Origin of the sequence: Geothrix edaphica, assembly GCF_030268045.1 — a bacterium.
Lineage (GTDB): Bacteria > Acidobacteriota > Holophagae > Holophagales > Holophagaceae > Geothrix > Geothrix edaphica.
The window spans coordinates 83,883-105,850 of record NZ_BSDC01000003.1 but is presented as its reverse complement, the minus strand read 5'-3'; the positions used below and the strand labels follow the sequence as shown (position 1 = coordinate 105,850).

Below are 21,968 nucleotides of genomic sequence, written 5' to 3'. Positions count from 1 at the left end.
CCCATGAAGACCTTCGCCTTGAAGATCGACCCGCTGACGGGCGAGGAGTACTACGAGGTCTACGTCAGGGGCCGGCAGCTGCTGAACAATCCCCACCTGAACAAGGCCTCCGCCTTCACCAAGGAAGAGCGCCTGGGCCTGGGCCTGGACGGCATGCTGCGGCCCGGCATCTCCACGCTGGAATCCCAGCTGGACCGGACCTATGAGGCCTTCCTCCGCAAGCCTGATGACATCGAGCGTTACATCTACCTGTCGGGCCTCCTCGACCGGAACGAAGTCCTGTTCTACCGGCTCCTCGTGGATCACCTCGATGAGATGGTGCCCATCGTCTACACGCCCACCGTGGGGCAGGCCTGCCTCCAGCTGAGCCACATCCAGCGGCGTTACCGCGGCATCTACATCACGCCCGAGAACATCGGGAACATCGACCAGATCTTCCACGGCCTCTCCCAGCCACAGGTGAACCTCGTTGTCGTGACGGACGGTGAGCGCATCCTGGGCCTGGGCGACCTGGGCTCGGACGGCATGGGCATTCCCGTGGGCAAGGTGAGCCTCTACGTGGCCGCCGGCGGCGTGCATCCCGGTGTGTGTCTGCCCGTGACGCTGGACGTGGGCACCAACAACCCCCGCCTGCTGGAGGATCCCCTCTACCTGGGCATCCGCAGGCCCCGGCTGCGCGGCGCCGAGTACGAGGAACTGGTCGAGAAGTTCGTCCTGGGCGTGAAGCGCAACTTCCCCGGCGCGCTGCTGCAGTGGGAGGACTTCGCCAAGCACACGGCCTTCAAGAACCTCGACCGCTACCGCGAGCGGATCCTCTCCTTCAACGACGACATCCAGGGTACGGGCTCCACGGCCCTGGCGGCCCTCATGACGGCCATGCGCATCAAGAAGAGCCGATTCCAGGACGAGCGCTACGTCATCGTGGGCATGGGCCAGGCCGGCACCGGCATCGCCATGAACATCCGCGCTGCGCTGAAGGCGGAAGGCCTCTCCGACGAGGAGGCGCGCAAGCGCATCTTCGCCGTGGACATGCAGGGCTTGCTCATCGAAGGCGATCCGCTGCTGGAGGGCCCGCAGATGCCTCTGGCGCAGTGCCGATCGGCGGTGGAAGGCTGGAAGCTGGACGAGCCTTCCCGCATCGGCCTGCAGGACGTGGTGCGCAACGCGCATCCCACGGTGCTCATCGGCGTCACCGCCCAGCCGAACCTCTTCAGCGAGGCCATCCTGGCGGAGACTGCGAAGCATTCCGAGCGTCCCATCGTCCTGGCCCTCTCCAACCCCACCCACAAGTGCGAGTGCTCGCCCGAGGCGGTCTGGAAGGCCACGGACGGCAAGGGCCTGGTGGCCACGGGCAGCCCCTTCGCACCTGTGGACTGGAAGGGCCGTACGCTCCAGGCCTCCCAGTGCAACAACATGTACATCTTCCCCGGCGTGGGCCTCGGCGCCCTGGTCTGCAAGGCCACCCGGATCACGGACAGCATGTTCCTGGCGGCCAGCAAGGCCATCAGCACCTTCGTCACGCCGGAGCAGGAGGCCACGGGCCTGCTGTTGCCGGAGATGAAGGACATCCGCCAGGTCTCGGCCGCCGTGGCCAAGGCCGTGAGCCGGGAGGCACGGGACGCGGGGCTCGGCCGGCTGTTGGATGACGAGCAGTTGGACGCCATCATCGTCAAGGCCCAGTGGGAGCCGCACTACACCGCCTACCGGGCCGGGGCACCGCGCCAGGCGGATTGACGCCAGGACAGAATTTCCCCTTGAGGGGGTTCGCGCGCGACGTAGCCTGGGGGCGGGAAGAGACCCTCTTTCCTCCCTCGGGGCGACCGTTTACGCCAGCCCCTTCCGGCCCATGATCCAAGCGGCCGAGACACTTGGGCACCCTTCGGGGTGCCCTTTCGTTGTCCGGGGGTTCCCCCCGCAACGCATGCGTTGCAGGGATCTATGGGCTCGCTACGCGAACACCCCCGGGCCCCCGTGTGCAAGCCCGGCAGAACCGGGCTTTGCACTTCCCCTGGGTCGTCGGCATTCAATCCCCAGGGGGGCCTCTTGACAATGGAGTGAATCTACACAAAATGGTCTACACCATCTTGTGTAGGACTCTCATGAAACGCCCCCTCAAGCCGACGGACGTGGAGCTCAAGTTCCTGCGGGTCCTCTGGGACCTGGGGCCCTCCACCGTGAAGGAGGTCCATGCCTGCCTGAACCGCCGGGAGGCTTACGCCTATACCGGGGTGCTGCGGATGCTCCAGGTGATGCTGGACAAAGGGTTGGTGACCCGTGACGAGGGGCAGCGCAGTCATGTCTATGCCCCGGCCCACAGCCGCGCGGCCATGGAGGGCGGCCTGGTGACGGACCTGACCGAGCGCCTCTTCGGGGGCTCCGCCGGGGCGCTGGTGCTCGCGGCCCTCCGGTCCGGCGCGGTCAGCCCCGAAGAGAAGGCCCGCATCCGCGAGGTGCTGGGCGGGGAGGACTGATGGAGGCCTTCGTCCAGATCCTCGGCTGGGCCCTTGTCCACGCGCTCTGGCAGGGCTGCCTGCTCGTCGCGCTGGCGGCCGTGGGCGGGGCCGCCCTCCACGGCCGGGCCCGGCACCGGCTGAATGGCCTGGTCCTGCTCCTCTGCCTGGTGCTGCCCGTCGCCACAGGCTGGCGCTTCCATCGCCCCGCGCCGGCTGAGTACGGGCAGGCCGCAACCATGGACCTGGCCCAGGCGGCATCCGCCACCCCGCTCCGGAATCCCCCGTCCAGGCCGCTGCTGGTCCGGCTGGAGGCCTCCCTGCAGCCCCGCCTGCCGCTCCTGGTGGCCCTCTGGGCCCTGGGGGCCAGCCTCATGGCCCTGCGCCTCGGCGGAGGCTACGCCCTCAGCCTGAAGTGGCGGCGCCAGGCGGTTTCCGCGCCGGGCGAGTGGCAGGAGCGGCTGGAGGCCCTCACCCGGCGCATGGGGATCCCGTGGCCGATCCGTCTGCTCCTGGCGGGGCAGGGCGACACGCCCATGGTCCTCGGGCTCTGGAAGCCTGTGGTGCTGGTCCCCGCGGCCCTGCTCACCAGCCTGCCCCTTGGCTACCTGGAGGCGCTCCTGGCCCACGAGCTGGCCCATGTGCGGCGGCAGGACCACCTGTACAACCTCCTCCAGAGCCTGGCCGAGACCCTGCTCTTCTTCCATCCCGCCGTCTGGTGGCTCTCGGCCAGGATCCGGGCCGAGCGCGAGGAACTGGCCGATGACCTGGCGGCCCAGGGGCTTGGTGATCCACGCCGCCTGGCGCTGGCCCTCAACGCGCTGGACGATCTCCAGCGCACCCTCCCCCACCCGTTGTTCCCGGCCCTCGCGGCCCGAGGAGGACACTTGCTCACCCGCATCGAACGTCTGCTCTCCCCCAGGCCCGTCGGCGGCTCTTCCTGGAGCTTCCTGACCCTCCTGCTGGCCCCCTGCCTGGTCCTGGCCCTGCGCGCGGCGGCCCCGGAACCCCCTCCCATCGGCGCGCCCGCCGAGGTGGTGGCGAAGCTGGACGCCCTGGCGGCCCAGGAGGGCCTGGACCCCCAGCTGCTCCGCAGCATGGCCTGGGTGGAGAGCGGCTTCAACACCGCGGCCAGGAGCCCCATGGGCGCCACGGGGCTGCTCCAGGTCATGCCCGGGACGGCCCGGACCTATGGCGCGAAGGATCTGGACGATCCCGCCCAGGTCATGGCGGCGGGGGCGAAATACCTGCGCTTCCTGCTGGACCGCTACCATGGGGACGTCCAGAAGGCCGTGGCGGCCTACAACTGCGGCGAGAAGGCCCTGGACGAGGGGCGCATCACCGAAGAGGCGACCCGCTACCGGGAGATGGTGCTGGGCGTGCTGGCGGCGAAGGCCGTCCAGCCGGAGACATCGCTGGCAGAGGGTGAAATCCAGGGTGTGCTCCGGCGGGGAAGCGGCGGCCGGATCACGCTGCAGCTCCGCGTGAGCGGTCGCGGCAACCTGAAGCTGGACCTGCTGCCCGCGGACGGCGCCGGAGTGTTGGGCACCGTCCAGATCGGGGAGAGGCGCCAGGATGGGACCTACACCGTGGGACCCTGGACGGAGTTCAGGCCCAGGGTCCTGGTGGATGCCTCCAAAGCCGGTGCGAGCCTGTTGATCCGCGGCGAGGATCCCGGCACCGGCTGGCGTGGCGAGACCCGGGTGCTGCTGGATGCCCCCTGGAAGACCTTCGCCTTCCGGATGGAGCCTCCCAAACCCTGAGCTGCTCCGTACGCAGAACGGCCCGGCATCGCCGGGCCGTTCTGCGCAGGAACCGGGCTCAGGCCGCGAAGGTCCGGTGACTGCGGTGCATGACCTCGGCCTCGAGCTCGGCCTCGAGCGCCTGGACCTGCCGGAGGACGGCGAGACCGCGCGGGGAGGCGCTCATCTGGCGCTCCAGCTGGTTGAAGACTTCGTGCAGCCGCTCGGCGGTGGTCCAGAAGGCCGGGTTGTGCTGTCGAACGCTGGTATCCATGTGCATGGCCGCTCCACTTGCTTGCTGGACATCATCATCGTCTTTGATGATCACCAATGCTAGTGATGGACATCACAAGAAATGTCATGAGTTACGTGTTTTTTTGTCATGAATCGCGTGACAATTTATCAAGGCCTTGAAAAACATGACCTTCAGGTCGTACATGGAGCGGATCAGGCCCGCCGGGAGGCCAGAAGATGACCGATGGCCACGGCCGCAGCATCGGCCGCATCCACCGCCAGGGGCTCCTTCAAGTTCAGCAGGGTCATCACCATCTTCCCCACCTGGTGCTTGTCGGCCCAGCCGTAGCCGCTGACGGCCTTCTTCACCTGCATGGGGTTGTAGTCCCCCACAGGCAGGCCGTGGAGGGCCGCCGTGAGCAGGATGCCGCCGCGGATCTGGCCCAGCTTCAGGGCGGTGGCGGCGTTCTTCTCCACAAAGGGCGATTCCACGGCCATGAAGCCCGGTGCATGGGCGGCGATGGCCTCGGACAGCCGCTCATGGATGCAGAGGGCCCGCTGATCGAAGTCGGCCCCGCGGGGATTGCGGATGACGCCGGCCTCCACCAGCGTCATCCGGGAGCCGAACCGCTCCACCACGGCCCAGCCGCAGGCCAGGGAGCCCGGATCCACACCCAGGCAGCGCACGGGCGAGGGCGCGACGATCATCGGCCCTTCCGCTTGCCGGTGCCCCGGACAGTGCCTTTCGGGGGCTTGGGACTGGCCTCGCGGCGCTTCCCGGCCGTTTCGCGGGCCTTCTTCGGCGGGCGGCCCTTGGGAGCAGCCTCGCGCCGACTCCGGGTCTCCTGGGTCTGGGAGCGGCCCAGCCGGGGCTTCTCCAGGTCGCCTTCCCGCAGCATGGCCGGCGCGGCGAGGGTGGGCACGAAATGGAACACCTTCCCGTGGGCATCCTGCGCCTTCACTTCCGTAACCCAGGCGCTGATGCGGCGCAGGTCCTCGTCCACGGCGGTGATCTCCACCGCCACGGCATCGCCGATGGTGAGCACCACGGTGCCGCGCAGGCCGGTGGCCTGGGTGCGGTGCTCGTCGATCCAGAAGTTGCCCCCCAGAGCCGCCAGGGGCACGCCCACCTCCACGAAGGGGGCGTCGAGCGTGATAAACACCACCTTGGCGGAGAAACCCTGGATGCGGCCCTGGAAGCGCTGGCCGATGCGGTCTTTCATCAGGAGGCAGGCCTTCCACTTGTCGTTCTCGCGCTCGGCCTCCGTGGCCTTCTGCTCGGCGTCGCTGGCGCCCTTGGCCAGCACGGCCAGGTGGCTCTGCAGGGCCTCGGGCAGGCGCTCGCCTCGCAGGACCTTCCTCAGATAGCGGTGGACGACGAGATCCGGGTAGCGCCGGATGGGGCTGGTGAAGTGCAGGTAGTCCTGGAGGGCCAGGCCCGCGTGGCCGATGTTCTCCGCGCTGTACTCGGCCCGCTTGAGGCTGCGCAGCAGGAGGGTGTTGATCATGGCCTCCAGGGGGCCGCCCCGGATCTTGTCGAGCATGGCGTTGAGGTGCTCGGGCGTGGGCACTTCCTTGGGCTTGAGCAGGCCGAAGGTGCGGGCGACTTCCGCGAAGATCTCCAGCTTCAGGGGATCCGGCTCGTCGTGGATGCGGTAGATCGTGGGGATCTTCTTCCGCGTGAAGAACTGGGCCACGGTCTCGTTGGCCAGCAGCATGAACTCCTCGATCATGCGGTGGGCGTCGTGGCGCGGGTAGCGGCGGGCATCCACGGGACGGCCCTCGGCATCGAAGATGAACTCGGCCTCCTCGGTGTCCAGGTTCAGGGCGCCCCGGCCCAGGCGGATCTCCGTGAGGCGGCGCGACAGCACCAGGGACTCGTCCAGCAGGGCGCAGAGGGGCTCCCCCAGCTCCGCACGCTTCCGCGGGGACAGGTCGATGCAGGCCTCCTTCACCTCGTCGTAGGTGAGGCGCTTCGCGCTGCGGATGACGCTCTCGGAGAGGCGCGTCTCCACGACTTCCAGGTCGGGCGAGATCGTCATCCAGGCCGTCATGGTGAGGCGGTCCACGCCTTCGCGGAGGCTGCACAGGTCTCCGCTGAGCCGGTCCGGGATCATGGGGATGGCCTCGTCCGGGAAGTAGACGGAGGTGCCCCGCAGGCGGGCCTCCTCGTCCAGGGGGCCGTTCTCGGTCACATAGTGGCTCACGTCCGCAATGTGGACGCCCAGGAGCCAGCCGCCGCCCTCGGACCTGGGCAGCACCTCCAGGCTGATGGCGTCGTCGAAGTCCTTGGCCGTGGGGGGATCCACGGTGCAGGTAAGCGTCCCGCGCAGGTCCTCCCGGCCCTGGATCCACTCGGCGGGGATGGCCGTGGGGAAGGGCGCCAGCTCGCGCATGACGGCCTCGGGGAAGTCCGTGCGCAGGTTGAAGAGGGCCGCGGTCAGCTTGTTCTCGATCTTCAGGTCGGTCTTCTTCCCCAGCCGGGCCACCACGGTGCCCCGCAGCTGCTTGGCCTCGGGATCGGGATCGAGCCGCACGCTCACCAGCTCGCCATCCTGGGCCAGATCTGTGGGCGGCACGGCGATGACCTGGGGCAGGCGGGGCTCCAGGGGTACCACGCGCCAGCCCCAGGGCTGCTGCTGGAGGGTGCCGGGCAGGGGGATGTCGCCCCGTCCCTTGACCTCCAGCACCCGGGCCTTGAGGCGGCCATCCCAGCCCTCGCCGCATACTTCGGCGATCACGCGGTCGCCGTGGATGGCGCCACGGGCGTCGCGCCAGTCCACCAGCAGGTCCATGCCCGGACCCTTCCGGGCCCCGGCCAGCCTCAGGAAGCCGCCGGCGCCCTCGGGGTGGCCCAAAAAGGTGGCTTCGAAGGTCTCGTACGGACGAAGCCCCGCGGCCTGGGGGGGCGGGGCTTTCGGCGTTTCCCGCCGATCGGGCGTGCGGGCAGGAGAGCGGACGGGGATGCGGGGGGCGGAACGACGGGCCATGTCCTCAGGGTACAGGCCCTGGAAGAGATCAGCCCTTCTTTCCCTTCTTGGCGGGCTTGGCGGGAGCCGCCGAGGCCCGGCCGAACAGGACATCCAGCTGGTGCTGGACCTTCTTGTTCTCGGGATCCAGGACCGACAGGCGGTAAAGGAAGCGCGCCTTGCCGGCCTTGTCGCCCTGGGCTTCCAGGTAGGCGGGACTGGAGACGACGGCTTCGACCCACTTGGTCTTTTCGCCCTTGCCGGCCTTGTAGTCGGCCACCTGGTCGGCCTCGCCCTTGAGCTTGTCCTCCATCACCTTCACCAGGGGATCGTAGGCCTCGCTCTCGCGCTTGACCACATCCAGGTAGGTCTGGAAGAACTTCACCCACTTGGCGTCATCTACCAATTCCTTTTCCACGCCGATGGCCAGGTCGAGTTCCTGGCGCTCGCCGGCATCGAGGACGCTCTTGCCCTTCAGTTCCTTGATGTGGGCGTCGTTCTCCTCGAGCACCTGCTTGGCGCGGGCCCCAGCCTGCGTGTAGTAGGTGACCGTCTGGGTGAAGGGATCCTTGATCGCGGCATAGCTCTCGGCGCTCAGGGCCTTGGCGGTCTTGGCGTATTCCAGGGCCTTCTCCCAGCTGCCGGCGGCATCGGCGGTCTCCACCGCCATCCGGTAGGCCTGGCCGAGATCCATGTAGATCACCGCGCTCTGGACCAGCGCCTGGTTGTCGGTCTTGTCGAACACCGGCTTCGTGGCGGGGAGCAGGCTTTCGGCCCGCTTCAGGGCCTCGGGGAACTGGAGGTCCGCCATCAGCTTGTCTACGGCAGGCCGCTCGGCCTTCACCCGGTCCCCGAGGGAGGGGGCGGGGGCCTGGGCGATCAGGGCGGCGGGAAGGAGAAGGGCGGGAAGAAGGGCGAAGGTGCGCATCAGCATGACCCAAGATGAAGGGGGGAGGCCCCGGGGGGGAAACTTCCATTGTTCCGGGATCCACCGGCCTTGACTAGTCCCAGGATCGGATGTCGCCTTATCCCAAGGTTTCGTCACCCCAGGGCTTCGGACATTCCCCGGATTTCGGCCTTGATCTTCTCCATCTCCTCCCGCTCGATCTTCCGCGCAGGGACGCCGCCCCAGGTCTCCCCGGCCCCGACCCGGCTCCCGGGCAGCACCACGCTCTCGGGCAGGATGGTGGCGTCGTCCCCGATGATCACATCGCCCATGACACAGCAGGCCAGGCCGAGGGTGGCCCGATGCCCCACGGTCACCGGGGCGATGACGAGGTTCCCGCCGCCGCCGTAGTGGGCGAAGATGCGTACGCTGCCGCCCAGGGCCGCGTCGTCCCCGATGGTGATGAGCTGGGGATCGCTGATGTATTCCGTGTTGATGAAGGCATGGCGGCCGATCTTCATGCCCATGGCCTTCAGAAACCAGACGCCGAAGGGCGTGAGCGTGACAAAAGGCAGGAACGTGAACCGCACCAGGTAGAACAGGCCGTTGTGCAGGAACCAGGGCAGGGCGTGGATGGTGTAGTAGCCGCCCCTGAACGGCCTCACGCGGGTGGGCAGCACCCAGTTGTAGATGGGGATCACCACCAGCAGGGCCAGGCCGAAGAGGAAGAAGCAGAGGGCCAGCCCGAAGCCGGACAGGATCCAGGGCAGGGGGCCCGGGAGCCACATCGACCACCGGTGCAGGAGGGGCCAGACCCACAGGGCGGGCGCCAGGGCCAGTCCCAGCGCGGATGAGGCCAGGGTGTACATCAGCAGGACCGCCAGTCCGTAGGCGATGCGTGAGAACCGGCGCAGCAGGCGGTCGAGCCAGTTCGCGGGTGGCGGATTCTTGGACTGATCCTTGGCGAAGGGCTTCATGGCTCCAGCCTAGCGGCATCGGCAGGTAGCATGGGGGCATGGATCTGGTCCTGCTCCGCCTCTCCGCCCTCGGTGACATCCTCCGCGTCCTGCCCGCCTGGGCGAACCTGCGGGAGGCCTTCCCGGAGGCGCGGTTCCGGGCCGTGGTGGAGGATCGCCACGCCTTCCTGCTGGAGCCGCTGCCCTGGCTGGAACCTGTGATTGTGCGGAGGGGGAGGCTCTCCAATCCGCTGACGGCCCTGCCCGAGCTGCGGCGTGTGGCGGGCCTGGTCCGGGACGCCGAGGCCAGCCTGGACTTCCACGGCATCCTGAAGGCGGCCCTCATCCCGCGGTTGGCCGCCATCCCGGAGCGCTGGGGAGATGGCGTTACCAAGGAGTTCGCCGGCTCCCTCCAGACCCATCCGCTGCCGTTCCGCCCTCAGACCCGCTACGACCAGGCCCTGGGGCTGTCCGGGGCCTTCGGCCTGAGCCGGGGCAGGGAGGGGCTGGGCCGCTTCAAGCCGGTCCTGCAGGCGGCCGAGCTGCCCGACCCGGGCGCCATCTGGGGCCAGGCCGGGAAGCCCCGGGCGGTCCTGGTGCCCGGGGCCTCCCGGCGCGGCGCGATCAAGCGCTGGCCCCTGCGGCACTGGATCACCCTGGCCCGGATGCTGAAGGACCGGTGGGACCTGCGGTGGTCCCTGGGACCCGAAGAGGAGGACCTGCGGGCCTGGCTGCCGGAGACCACGGGCGTACCGGCCCTGCCGCGCCTGGGGTTCTGGCAGCTGGCCTCAGCGCTCCGGCAGGCGGATCAAGTGGTTGCCCCGGACACGGGCCTGCTGCATCTGGCCGTGGTGCTGGGCGTGCCGGCCCTGGGACTGTATGGGTCCAGCGATCCGGTGGTGGCCGGGCTGCCCCCGGGCGCGGGCACTGTCCTGCGCACGGGCATCAGCTGCTCGCCCTGTCGGGAGCGGGCCTGCCAGCGGCGGCAGTGCCTGGAGGAGCTCCCCCCGGAGTGGGTGGCCGGGGCGCTCCTGGCACCCACCGGAGTGCGTCCGGTCCCGTCCCTGGGGCAATCGTGACCTTGGCCCGTCCAATGGGGACGATAGGATAGAGAATGCCCGCGTCTCGATGGCCGGGCCCTCGGAACCAGGACGCCATGACCGACCGCATCCGGTATATCCGCCGCTGCCTGTTGGTCACGGCTCTGGCGCTCCTTCCATCGGTGCTGCTGGCGGCGCCTGCCACCTGCCAGGACTGCCACCCGAAAGTGGCCAGCCGGGCCTCATCGGCCACTGCCCACAAGCCGCTGCGCGAGGGCCGGTGCCAGTGGTGCCATCGCCCCCATGGCGAAGCCAACATGAACATCCTCCACGCCGGGGGCGGACGGCCCCTGTGCGTGCTCTGCCACAAGTCTCTGGCACCGGCCCCGGGGGAGCGGGCGGCCCATCGCTTCGAGGGCCGGGGCGGGTGCGGAGCCTGCCATGATGCCCACGATTCCGGCCGGAGTGGCCTGCTGCGGAAGCCGGCCCAGGAACTCTGCCTCTCCTGCCATGCCGAGGTCAGGGCGCGCATGGACAGCGCCCATCCCCATGCCGCCGCCGAGGACTGCATGGCCTGCCATGCGCCGCATCCCTCCCCCACCCGCTACCTGCTGAAGCCAGGTCAGCCGGGCCAGTGCGAGAGCTGCCACGGCGCCAGCCCTTCCCCTGCCTCGCATGCGGGCTTTCCCCTGCAGGCCGGGGCCTGCGTCACTTGCCACAACCCGCACGGCTCCGCGGCCAAGGGTCTGGTGCGCGACCAGGCCCACGCGCCGTTCAAGGCGGGGCGCTGTTCGGACTGCCACCGGCCTGCAGAAGGGAAGGCCGTCCAGCTGGTGAAGCCCGTGCCCGGCCTCTGTCAGGACTGCCACCGCTCGGTTCCAGGCCCGGGCACCCAGCACCAGCCGGTCCAGGCCGGCGCCTGCCTGACCTGCCACCGGCCCCACGCCGCTGACGGGAAGGGCCTCCTGACCTCGGCCCCGCAGGAGCTCTGCCTCACCTGCCACGGGGCGCTCGCCAAGGGCGCCTCCCAGCACACGCCCTTCCGCAAGGGTGCCTGTCTCGCCTGCCACAGGCCCCATGAATCCCCGGACAAGCACCTCCTCATCGCACCCGCTACCAAGCTCTGCCTCACCTGCCACACGGACCTGGCCAAGGGCGCAAGCCAGCACGCCCCGGTGGTGAAGGGCGAATGCCTGTCCTGCCATGAAGCCCACGCCGGCGCGACGCCGCCGGTCCTCCGGCAGGCGAAGCAGGCCCTCTGCGCCGGCTGCCACACGGGCGTGTCCAAGGGGCCCGTGTCGCACGACCCCGTGAAGAAGGGGCAGTGCTTCACCTGCCACGTGCCCCACGCGAGCGGCTCAGCCCACCTCATCCGCGGCGGGCAGGCGGAGGCCTGCGGCGGCTGTCACAAGAAGATCCTGGCGAGGCCCAGGCTGCACGGCCCTGTGAAGGAGGGGAACTGCAGCGCCTGCCATGCGGCCCACGGGGGCCCCCTCCGCAAGCTGCTGAAAGACGAGTCCGAGAAGCTCTGCACCGGCTGTCACGCCAAGCTCCTGGACCGAGACACCATCCACAAGCCGGCCATCGGGAAGAACGGCTGCCTCGCCTGCCATGACCCCCACGGGGGGACCAAGGCGAAGCACCTGAAGCGCGACCAGCCCGAAGGGTGCTATGCCTGCCACCGGCGGCAGGACCGGTTCCAGGTGGTGCATCAGCCCGTGAAGGAAGGCGCCTGCAGCGGCTGCCACGATCCGCACTCCGGCACCGGCGGGGCCCTGCTCAAGGCCTCGACCCTCCAGGACACCTGCTCGGGCTGCCACGACCTCGACGACTCGGGCCTGCGGAAGAAACACCTCGGCGCGGCGTTGGGCAAGGTGGACTGCCTCGGCTGCCATGAGCCCCACGCCTCCCAGAAAGCGGGCCTCCTCCAGAAGAAGGTGCACGCCCCCTTCGCGGCAAGCCTGGTCAAGGGCCATGTCGGCCCCGAGGGGTGCCCGATCTGCCACAAGCCCCCGGTCCCCGGGCGGAATTCCGAGGGCCGGATGGCCTTCGTCCGTCCCGTGACCCAGCTTTGCCTGGGCTGCCATCCGGGTGTGCAACCCAAGGGCGCCGTCCACCAGCACCAGCCCTTCCAGGCCGGCGAGTGCCTCAGTTGCCACCAGCCTCACGCCTCCCGAAACGAGGCCCTGCTGGAAGCCCCGGGGAACCAGCTTTGCTTCACCTGCCACGGACAGCCCCAACCGCCGAAGGAGGGCTGGGCGCACAAACCCTATGTGGAGGGAAGCTGCCGGGAATGCCACCTGGCGCACTACACCGAAGGGAAGCACCTCCTGCGGGAGAAGCCCCTGGATCTCTGCCTGTCCTGCCACGAAAAACTCCGCCCTGCGCTGCAGGCGAAACATCCCCATCGGCCCGCCGCCTCTGGCGACTGCGGTGCCTGCCACGTGGCCCATGCGGGCAGCCAGCCCAAGGGGCTGCTCAGGCCCGTGGAGCGGCTCTGCACCACCTGCCACGAGATGAAGGACATGGGGAAGGCCCACCGGGGCTATCCCGTCCCGCCCGGGGACTGCCTCACCTGCCACGATCCCCATGGCTCCAACCTCCAGGGCATGCTGCGCCCGACCGCCCACGCGCCAGTGGCGAAGGGCAGCTGCGAGACTTGCCACGCCCCGTCGACCTCCGCCAGGCCCTTCGCGACCCGGGCCGCCCAACCCGGCCTCTGCTTCGGCTGCCACCCGGGCGTCGCCAGCGCTGCGAAGATGCCCTTCCCCCATTCGCCAGTGGCCAACGGGGAATGCACCCTCTGCCACGCCCCCCACGCCTCCAGGCTGCCGACCCTCCTGATGGGCAATCCAAGCGAGCTCTGCCTCCGGTGCCACGAGTCGCTGCGCGAGGAGGCCAGGAAGTCGATGTCCAAGCACCGGCCGTTCATGGAGGGCCAGTGTGCCCTCTGCCACACACCCCACGGCGGGGAGGCCAAGGGCTTCCCCCGCGGCAACATCCAGGCCATCTGCATCGGCTGCCACCGGGCCCAGCGGATGGATCACCCGTCCGTCAACCACCCCTGTTCGGACCGGATCGTCAAGGCGACGGGGAAACCCCTGACCTGCCTGTCCTGCCACCAGCCCCACTTCTCCAAGAACGAGAAGCTCCTGTCCGTCACGGACTGCGAAGCCTGCCACAAGTAGGGCGCTCCTGCCTCAAGGCCGACGGTCCAGCTCCTGATCCACCAGGGCCTGGCCACGCTCCCGGAGGTACTCGGCCCGGACGGCATCCCGGCACTCGGCCAGGGGCGGCACCGGTCCCGGCCGGCGCTCGAGGGCGTTGAAGATCATGAATCCGTCCGCCCCGAGCATCGGTCCCACGGGCTGACCCAGAGGGCCGGTCAGGAGGGGCTGCAGCAGCGTGGGGGGCACCATCCGGCGGAGGGCCTCCACCTCGACCCAGCCGGGTTCCGGGTCCCCGGTGGCCTCAGCGCTGCCGTACCGTCCCGCCGCCACGCGCCAGGGCATCCCCTTCCGGACCTGGTCCAGCGCCTCGTCCACGCGCGCCTTGCTGTCGGCCACCAGGACCTGCAGGCGGAGCGCCCCCACTGGGCGGAAGCGGTCCGGGGCGCGCTCGTACAAGCCCTGGAGATCGACCTCGGCCACCTTCACGGCGGCGAGGTGGGAGGTGGCGAAGGCTTCGCGCGCCCGTTCGCGCTGGTCCACCCATAGGGCGGCCCGGACCTCCGGCAGACGCGCCAGGCCCTGCTTCTGCGCGGCCGCGGCCAACCGGGCCCGGTCTGCGAAGTCCTCCATGAACCGCGCCTTGGTGGAGGCTCCAAGGGAATGGCTCTGGCCCGCGGCCTTGAGCCGGTCCGCCAAGTAGCGCTTCAGGGTCTTCAGGGAGATGGAGGCACCGGCGACGCGGCCAGCGATGCGCGCCTCGTCGCCGGGCAGGGGCTCCGTGGACCGGTCGGCGTCGAGCACGTCCAGGTCGGCCTGGAGGGGGTAGCGCTTCCGAAGCCCTTCGATCACGGCCTCCCGCTTCACGGCCAGCTGGGCCTCGGCCGCCTGCTTCAGCAGGATCCCGCGCTGCGCCTCGAAGTCCGCGGGGTTCGGTCGGCGCACCTCCGAGGTCCTGGCCAGGTGCCAGCCGAACTCCGAGTGGATGGGGCCCACCAGGGTGCCGGGGGCGGCGGCAAACACGGGCTCACCGAAGGCCGGCACCAGTTCCTTCTGCCGCACCCAGCCGAGGTCGCCGCCGCTCCGAGTCGAGCCCGGGTCCCGGGAGACGTCGGCGGCCACCTTCGCGAAGGCCTCGCCCCGGTTGATCCGCGCCAGGGCGGCGGCGGCTTCCGCTTCCGTCGGACAGAGGATGTGCGAGATCCGGCGCTGGTCCCCCTGGGCGAGGAAGGCCGCCCGGACCTGCTCCTCGGTCATGGGGACGTGGCCGGGGCGGCGGTCCAGAAAGGCCCTCCCGAGGATCTCCCACCGGCCTTCGCGGACGGACTCCTGCCACTCGACTCCGGTCAGGAGGCCCAGGGCCTGGGCGCGGGACCACGCCGTCTCCAGGCGCCGCAGCATGGCCTCCAGGGCTTCGGGGGCAAGGCCCGGATGGACCTCGAGCAGGGCTTTGCGCAGCAGGCCGGGGGCCGGTGCCGGTTCCTTCGCGGCGGCCCGGAGAGGCGCCTTGGCCTCCAGGGCTGGGCCACCGGCCAGGAGGAGCAGGAGTGCCACCGGGCTTCGCAGGGTGGGCGGAACGGGCATGGACGATCCCTCCCCAGGATTTGAGGCCCGTTGGACCCGGGCGGGATGAGCAAGGGGGCGGACAGGTCCGCCCCCTTTGGTGTGGCGCTCGAACAGCCTACTTGATGTGGCAGGTGGTGCAGAGGGCCGAGTTGGTCATGCTCACCCGCAGGAAAGGCGGGTTGGTGTTGTCGTGCACCTGGTGGCAGGAGGCGCACTGCACCTTCGATCCATTGGCGTTGGTGGGGAACAGCTGGACGGTGTTGGGCGCGAAGCTGGTGGGGTTCACCAGGCCAGAGTCGAGGTTCTGCGTGTAGGTGATGGACACCGGGTGGTCGTTGGACAGGTCCTTGCCCAGCAGGTTCACACCCGATGCAATGAAACCGGTCGCATTCACGCCGCCACCGGCGGTGTAGGTGACGCTGGCTACGCCGTTGGGCAGGTTGATCATGTTGCCCACAGCCTGGGTGCCGTCATGGCAGGTGAAGCAGGCCATGGAGGCGCCGGTGGGCGTGGTGTCCACGGTGCCGGAGATGGTGCCACTGGAATACATGGTGAAGCCGGTGGTCACCGTGGTGGTCTTGTTCCACAGGGGGATGATCTGGGCCGTGCCGGTGGCGGAGCCGTGCGGCGTGTGGCAGAACACGCACTTCTGGGTGATGTTGGTCTTGACGCCGGGGCCTGAGGAGCTGAGGTCGTGCTTCGTGCCGGCAATGGTCGCGGACAGGCTCAGGGAGGTGGCGACCAGGAGGAGGAGAACGCGGGACTTCATGGGGTGCCTCGTGGGGGGGGGAGGGGGTGTGAAATAAACGCGGTAGATCGAAATATCCTTGGGAAAGAAGTCTGCCCAGGAGGGAAATCTCAGACCACTTCCACGGAGACAATCTGAGGTCGGGACCTTAAAGTGGGCTTAAAAAAGACAACAAAAGTGCGTGATGCCTGTCACGAAAGGAGCGGGCATCTCGCGGCTCGCCGCCTGCCCTAGGGCTGCTTGGCCGGGACAGGCGGAGCGGTTTTCTCCTCGGGGAGGTATTGGAATTTCTGGATCCGCGCATTGATCTGATCCACGACGAAGACGCCGCCCTTGGTGTCGGTGGCGAGGCCGGTAGGCACCTGGAACTGCCCGCGCCTCACGCCGACCTGCCCCACGAAGAGGAGGAGGTGGCCCTCCTGGTCGAAGATCTGGAAATTGTTGAAGATCCCATCCGCGACATAGAGATGGCCGTCAGGGTCCACACCGATGCCCTTGGGGCGCGCGAAGTCGCCCGGCATGTTCCCCACCTTGCCGAAGGCGCGGATGAACTTCCCCTCGAAGTCGAAGATCTGGATGCGGAAGTTGCCGGTGTCCGCCACGGCGAAGCCCACGCCAGGAATGATGCAGGCGTAGGAGGGCATGTTGAACTGCCCGTCCTCGCTCCCGCGCTCGCCGACGACCTTGATGAGTTGAAGCGTCCGCGTGTAGAGCCGCACGGCGTGCTCCTGGCTGTTGACGAGGACCACGAGGTCCCGGGCTTCGTCCACGGCGATGCCCACGGGCCGGTTGATGCCGTCCGCCTTGCTCAATGCGCTGAGCTGGCGGCCCTTCTTGTCGAAGACGAGGACCTGGTTCAGGTTGGAGCTGGTGGCGAACACGAGCTTGGAGTCCACCGCCAGGCCGGTCGGCGTGGGGAGCACGGCGCCGTTCACCGCCGAGAAGGCCCGGATGGCCTTGTTGACGGGATCCATGACGATGATGCCCCGGGTGAAATCCCCGACGAAGATCAGGCCCTGCTCGTCCACTGCCACGCTCAGGGGGCGTTCGAGCCAGATCACCTCCTCGGCCTTGCCCGCCAGGCGGTCCAGGAAGGTGCGCTTCTTCTTGGCGCCCACATCGAAGGCGTTGCGGTACTCCGCCACCCACTTGATGCGGGGGGCGGCTGGCGGCGAGGGCCAGGCCAGGACCTCCGCCGTGTCCTCCGCGGGTGGGGGGGGCGGGGCGGTCTGGGCGCCCAGGGAGCCTCCACCCCATCCCGCAAACAGGGCGGCGGCAAGCAGCAGGCGGAAGGAGCAGGTGGGCATGGCGGCTTCCTCGGGCGGGCTGGATCCGCGGATCGGGTGGGCACAAGCCCCCGCGCCAGGGAACCCAGTGTAGGACCCATGCTCGGATACTCCGGGGCGGATACTTGTGATGTCCATCAAGACCCCGTGTTTTTACCTATAAAATTTGTATTTTTAAACAGTTGGATTTGGCAATCTGAATCCATGTCATGTGCGATAGATCACACCATGATCCACAAAGCTCATAACTCCCTATTCTGAGTGATGAATCCGGCCCATGGAACGGAAGGCCGTGCCGCAGTTCCGGGTCCCCCCCCCCCCCCCCCCCCCCCCCCCCCCCCCTACAGATCCCCCTGACGAGGTGCCCACGCATGAACGGCACACTGACTTCCCTCCGAGGCGTGCTGCGGATCATGGCGGTGATCGCCTGCGGCGCCCAGGTCCTGTCCGCCCAGGTGCCGGTCCCCGTGGCCGTGCCCTTGCGCGCCTATGCCCAGGGCTTCCGGGAGCCCGTGCGCCTGGCCACGGACGGGGCGGGGCGCCTCTTCGTCGCCGATCCCCGGCTGGGCCTCATCACCGTGCGCGATGAATCGGGCCACCTGCTGGCCGTCAAGCGCGGGCTTAGCCGGCCCCTCGGCGTGGCCGTGGACGGGGCGGGCCGGATCTTCGTCTGCGAAGCCGGAAAGGGCCGCGTCGCGATCTTCACCTCCGAATGGGTTCCCGCCGGGTACCTGGGGCAGGGCGAGGGCGAGTTCCAGATGCCCAACCACCTCCAGATCACCGCCGACGGCACGGTCTTCGTGGTGGACAGCACGGCCGGCCTGGTGAAGGTCTACGGGCCGGACAACCAGCTGGCGAGGCAGTTCGGCGGCCCCGGCAGGCTGGACGGCCAGTTCAGCTTCCCCACGGGGCTCGTCGTCACGCCCCAGGGCGAGGTCTTCGTGTCCGACCAGGGCAACGAACGGGTCCAGGTCTTCACCCTTGCCGGGACCTTCCTCCGCAAGTTCGGAGGCACCGTGGGCATGCTCGGCAACAACACGGCATACGGGCGCGTTCAGGGTCTGCTGGCCGACGCCCAGGGCCGGATCTACCTGGCGGATTCCTATCGAGGGGTGGTGAAGGTGGTCGATGGCGCGGGCACCTCCATCGCCAGCATCGGGGCGTTCGGGACTGGCCCCGGCCAGCTCAGCGGTCCCGCCAGCCTGGTCCTGGACCGCAACAACCGGCTTTTCGTGGCGACCGCGGGCAATGCCCGGATCGAAGTCTTCGGCCTGGACGCCTACACCGATCCCGCGCCCATCGTCTTCGCAGACGCCACCGTGACGCCGGCCGAGTGGCAGCGGAAGGCGGCCCCCGAGGTCGATGGCGGCCCGGAAGCGGACCTCCAGGAACCACCCACGCCGGATCGCTTCCGATGGGAGGGCGGCCAGGCCTCCCAGCACGCCAGGGGGCTCGCCCGCGCCGCCGCCAACCGCAACCAGCGGCCGGGTCTCGTGGCCGTCCTCCTCAAGGTCCCCGGCCTGACCCTCTCGCAGATCCAGGTGGGCTCCATCACCGCCAACGGCCTGCGGGCGGCGGTCGTGCCCGGCGCCTACATCGGGGATTTCGACGGCGACGGCACCTTCGAGTTCCGGGCCTGGTTCGACCACAACCGCCTCCTGGCCACCATGCCCGATGGCGAGGCCTTCCTGGTGGTCTCCGGGCGCCTCACTGACGGGCGCTCCTTCGAAAGCATCGCCGACGTCCGCGTCCTGCCCGCTGGAGGTGTCCAGTGAACCGCCTCAGGTCCCGCTCCGCCTCCATCCTGGGTCTGCTGCTCGCCGCGCACACCTGTCTGTTCGCGGCGGATCCGCCGCACAACATCGCCACGACGAACGCCTACGGATCCTCCAACTACTGCACCACCTGCCACAAGGTCATGGGCGGGGCCAGCGGCGCCAGCCTCACCACCGTGGCCGGCAACGCCAACCTCTGCCAGAGTTGCCATGTCTCGGGCGGTTCGGCCACCAACAGGGCCATGCCCAACTCGATCCAGGCCGTGCCCGCCGGCCTCGCCGGCGCCACCGCCGGCGGCACCTCCCACCGTTGGGATTCCGGGTCCCAGGGCCGCCTCAGTAAGGGCTCGCCCAACACCTCCACGGGCACCCTCACACCGTCCGGCGCCTACACCGGCGCCTACGCTTCCACCATCCAGATCAAGATCTCCACGGCCGGAGCCACGGGGGCGGCCAAATTCGACTGGAGCATGACCACGCCCGGCACCACCAACTTCGGCACCGTCACCACCGGTGTCCCCACCAGTACCGCCGCCACGCCCCTCGGTGCCACCGGCGTCTCCCTGGCCTTCTCCAGCACCGGCACCTTCAACCTCAACGACATCTTCTACGTCTACGTGCGCGCCGACCTCCGTGCCCCGGCCAACGGCGCCATGACCAGCCGCCTCGAGAGCGGCAAGATCATGTGCTCGACCTGCCATGACCAGCACCTGCAGGCCCTGGCCCCCTTCGACCCCGCCGCATCCCCCACCTACACCGCGGGCACCACCAACAACCGCCACTTCCAGCGGGTGGCCAACAATGGCGGCGCCCTCTGCGGTGACTGCCACGCCGCCCGCAACGTGGGCAAGGGCGGCACCTCGCATCCCGTGCATGTGAACCTGGCGTCCGCCCCCAACACGAAAACGCCCTCGGCCTCGCTGGTCCTCAACACCCTGGGCAACGTCGAGTGCCTCACCTGCCATGACATCCACGGCGCCCCCACTACCACCACGCCTGCGGGCATGCTGCTGCGGGTGAGCAATTCCACGGCCCTCTGCACGGACTGCCACACCCTGGCCGATACCACCACTGCCAACACGCACACCAACCCCACCACCGGCATCCTCTGGCCGGGTGATGGGTACGGCGGCAGCACCTACCCCGCCTACACCCTGGCGACGGATCGGGGCGCCTGCAAGAACTGCCACACCCCCCACGGCTGGCCCGATGCCAACAACCCGGGCGGCAAGTACGCCAATGCCCTCGGCGCCGAGCAGGACAACCTCTGCGAGACCTGCCACGACAGCAACGGCCCCTCGACCAAGGACGTCCGCACCCAGATCACCAAGACCATCCACCATCCCGTCGAGAACAACACCGGCCGTCTGGTGGGCTGCGCGGACTGCCACAACCCCCACATGGCCACGGCCGGCGTGCACACCTACGCCACCACAGCCGATCTCAACCGGAACCGCATTCGTGCCGCCGCCGGTGGCGTGCTGAACAACATGTACGCCCTGCGGGGCGTGGATGGCGTGGCTATCAACTACTCCGGCTTGGGCCTGTGGGCCGCCACCTCCTCCGGGAACTTCACCAAGATCGCCGGCGGGTCGCCCGCCGTGGCCGCCAGCGGCGCCGAATTCGAATACCAGGTCTGCTTCAAGTGCCACACCAGCTACTCCTTCGGCAGCACGCCGCCCAACGGCATCACATCCGGCGGGAACAGCCCCCTGACGCTGGTCTCGGGTACCACCCAACCCTGGGTGGCGGGCACGGGCACTGCAAAATTCACCAACGCCAGCACCACAGTCACGGGAACCGGGACCAGCTGGACCACGGCCAACATGGTCGGCCAGTACATCCGTCCCACGGGCTCCACCAGCACCAACTACCGGGTCACCGCCGTGGCCAGCACCACCTCGCTGACCATCTCCAGTTCCTTCGGCCAGACCACCACGGCCTCGGTTGCCTACGAGACCCGCGATGCCGCCGCCATCACCGCCACAACGACCGTGACCGGCTCCGGTACCACCTGGACCAGCGCCCTGATCAACCAGTTCTTCGCCATGACCAGCGGCAACACCACGGCCTACCGGATCACCGCCGTACCTTCCGCCACCAGCCTGACCATCGTCACGGCCACCACCTCCACCACGCCCCAGGATTTCTACATCCACCCAGGCGCCAGCTTCACGAACGGGAGCAACGCCGTCACCGGCTACGGCACCGCCTGGACCTCGACCCTGGTGGGCAGCACCATCCAGGCCAATGGCGTGACGGGCACCTACACCATCACCGCCGTGACAGACGCCACACACCTGACCCTTAGCGGCAATTTCACCGGTGCCACGGGCGTCTACCGCTACCTGCTGGCCGGCCCGATCTATCTGCAGGAGACGGATCTGGCCCAGGAGTTCAACCCTGCCAACCGCTCGGGGCACCCCGTGGTGACCGGGCTGAACAACTACTCAGGCAGTGCCGCACCCAAAGCCCTGGCCGCCACCACCATGAAGGCCCCCTGGGCCACCAACCTGGGCACCCAGACCATGATGTGCTCCGACTGCCACAACACCGATGCGGCCTCGCCCGCCGCCCAGGGTCCCCACGGCTCCGCCGCCCAGTTCATGCTGCGCGGCACCAACCCCGCCAACTGGCCCAACATCACCCTCAGCAGTGCCAGCACCAGCTGGTGCACCAACTGCCATACGCTGACACTGAGCAACAACACGGCGCACAACACGGGCAACCACAACGGGTACCAGTGCTGGAACTGCCACATCGTAATCCCCCACGGCAGCAAGATGTCGCGCCTGATGGGCTACAGCGGTGCTGGCACCACCATGCCCGCCCGGTACGCCTACAACAACACCGTGAGCAACATGAAGATCACCGGCTTCAAGAAGCCCACCACGGCCACGGGCTACTCCCAGGACGGCAGCTGCCAGACCTCGTGCTACCACAACGCCGCGGTTTCTCCTTCCGAATCCTGGTAGTCCACAAGGAGCTGGGTTTGACCTCTTCCCCGGCTGGTATGCACCTCGTGTGGCTCTCCATAGGAAGGCTCCGCAGGGTACTTCCCCCAGGGCCCACCACTCTGGTCCTGATGACGGGTGTTGCCTTGTTGGCGACGGATCCGACACACAACTTCGCGACGGGCAATTGCTACA

At 68.8% G+C, this 21,968-nt stretch carries 15 protein-coding genes; 7 read left to right on the top strand and 8 right to left on the bottom strand.

Features of this window, described 5'->3' with window-relative positions; translation table 11 throughout:
- Positions 1–3 precede the first annotated feature (3 nt).
- From QSJ30_RS11255 to QSJ30_RS11245, 3 genes are all read left to right on the top strand, one after another.
- On the top strand, positions 4–1,734 hold the full coding sequence (locus QSJ30_RS11255) for an NAD-dependent malic enzyme (RefSeq protein ID WP_285609290.1): 1,731 nt from the start codon (positions 4–6) through the stop codon (positions 1,732–1,734).
- Between the two features lie 365 nt (positions 1,735–2,099).
- Complete coding sequence (locus QSJ30_RS11250; protein ID WP_285609288.1) at positions 2,100–2,471, top strand: BlaI/MecI/CopY family transcriptional regulator; 372 nt, start codon at positions 2,100–2,102, stop codon at positions 2,469–2,471.
- Positions 2,471–4,213 carry a M56 family metallopeptidase gene (locus tag QSJ30_RS11245; RefSeq protein ID WP_285609286.1) on the top strand — a complete coding sequence of 581 codons (1,743 nt, stop codon included), beginning with the start codon at positions 2,471–2,473 and terminating at the stop codon, positions 4,211–4,213. Before QSJ30_RS11250 ends, QSJ30_RS11245 begins: the two co-directional genes overlap by 1 nt.
- Before the next feature lie 58 nt (positions 4,214–4,271).
- Here the strand turns inward: QSJ30_RS11245 and QSJ30_RS11240 are convergent, their stop codons facing one another.
- The 5 genes from QSJ30_RS11240 to QSJ30_RS11220 all read right to left on the bottom strand — a co-directional run bounded on the left by QSJ30_RS11240 (position 4,272) and on the right by QSJ30_RS11220 (position 9,258).
- Positions 4,272–4,472, bottom strand: a complete 201-nt coding sequence (locus tag QSJ30_RS11240) for a hypothetical protein (RefSeq protein WP_243304126.1) — start codon at positions 4,470–4,472, stop codon at positions 4,272–4,274.
- A 167-nt stretch (positions 4,473–4,639) separates the two neighbouring features.
- Positions 4,640–5,134, bottom strand: a complete 495-nt coding sequence (gene ruvC / locus QSJ30_RS11235; RefSeq protein WP_285609283.1) for a crossover junction endodeoxyribonuclease RuvC — start codon at positions 5,132–5,134, stop codon at positions 4,640–4,642.
- Complete coding sequence (locus QSJ30_RS11230; protein WP_285609281.1) at positions 5,131–7,416, bottom strand: ribonuclease R family protein; 2,286 nt, start codon at positions 7,414–7,416, stop codon at positions 5,131–5,133. Before QSJ30_RS11230 ends, ruvC begins: the two co-directional genes overlap by 4 nt.
- Before the next feature lie 28 nt (positions 7,417–7,444).
- Positions 7,445–8,323: a hypothetical protein gene (locus tag QSJ30_RS11225; protein WP_285609279.1), complete on the bottom strand. Its 879-nt coding sequence runs from the start codon at positions 8,321–8,323 to the stop codon at positions 7,445–7,447.
- Positions 8,324–8,436: 113 nt separating this feature from the next.
- Positions 8,437–9,258 carry a hypothetical protein gene (locus QSJ30_RS11220; RefSeq protein ID WP_285609277.1) on the bottom strand — a complete coding sequence of 274 codons (822 nt, stop codon included), beginning with the start codon at positions 9,256–9,258 and terminating at the stop codon, positions 8,437–8,439.
- Between the two features lie 38 nt (positions 9,259–9,296).
- On the opposite strand from QSJ30_RS11220, the gene QSJ30_RS11215 reads away from it, so the two are divergent.
- Together QSJ30_RS11215 and QSJ30_RS11210 are read left to right on the top strand one after the other, a co-directional pair.
- Positions 9,297–10,316, top strand: a complete 1,020-nt coding sequence (locus QSJ30_RS11215; RefSeq protein WP_285609275.1) for a glycosyltransferase family 9 protein — start codon at positions 9,297–9,299, stop codon at positions 10,314–10,316.
- A gap of 77 nt (positions 10,317–10,393) precedes the next feature.
- A complete protein-coding gene (locus QSJ30_RS11210; protein WP_285609273.1) occupies positions 10,394–13,465 on the top strand; it encodes a cytochrome c3 family protein in 3,072 nt (1,023 codons plus the stop codon).
- Positions 13,466–13,477: 12 nt separating this feature from the next.
- On the opposite strand, the gene QSJ30_RS11205 is transcribed toward QSJ30_RS11210, so the two are convergent.
- The 3 genes from QSJ30_RS11205 to QSJ30_RS11195 form a co-directional block, all read right to left on the bottom strand.
- Positions 13,478–15,028, bottom strand: coding sequence for a peptidylprolyl isomerase (locus QSJ30_RS11205; protein ID WP_285609271.1), 1,551 nt, complete (start codon positions 15,026–15,028; stop codon positions 13,478–13,480).
- A 97-nt stretch (positions 15,029–15,125) separates the two neighbouring features.
- Positions 15,126–15,779, bottom strand: coding sequence for a cytochrome c3 family protein (locus QSJ30_RS11200; protein ID WP_285609269.1), 654 nt, complete (start codon positions 15,777–15,779; stop codon positions 15,126–15,128).
- Between the two features lie 209 nt (positions 15,780–15,988).
- Positions 15,989–17,065, bottom strand: a complete 1,077-nt coding sequence (locus tag QSJ30_RS11195; protein ID WP_285609266.1) for an NHL repeat-containing protein — start codon at positions 17,063–17,065, stop codon at positions 15,989–15,991.
- Between the two features lie 350 nt (positions 17,066–17,415).
- Here QSJ30_RS11195 and QSJ30_RS11190 point away from each other — a divergent pair, with 350 nt between their 5' ends.
- Both QSJ30_RS11190 and QSJ30_RS11185 read left to right on the top strand, forming a co-directional pair.
- A complete protein-coding gene (locus QSJ30_RS11190; RefSeq protein WP_285609260.1) occupies positions 17,416–18,819 on the top strand; it encodes an NHL repeat-containing protein in 1,404 nt (467 codons plus the stop codon).
- Positions 18,816–21,794 carry a cytochrome c3 family protein gene (locus QSJ30_RS11185; protein ID WP_285609258.1) on the top strand — a complete coding sequence of 993 codons (2,979 nt, stop codon included), beginning with the start codon at positions 18,816–18,818 and terminating at the stop codon, positions 21,792–21,794. Before QSJ30_RS11190 ends, QSJ30_RS11185 begins: the two co-directional genes overlap by 4 nt.
- Positions 21,795–21,968 lie beyond the last annotated feature (174 nt).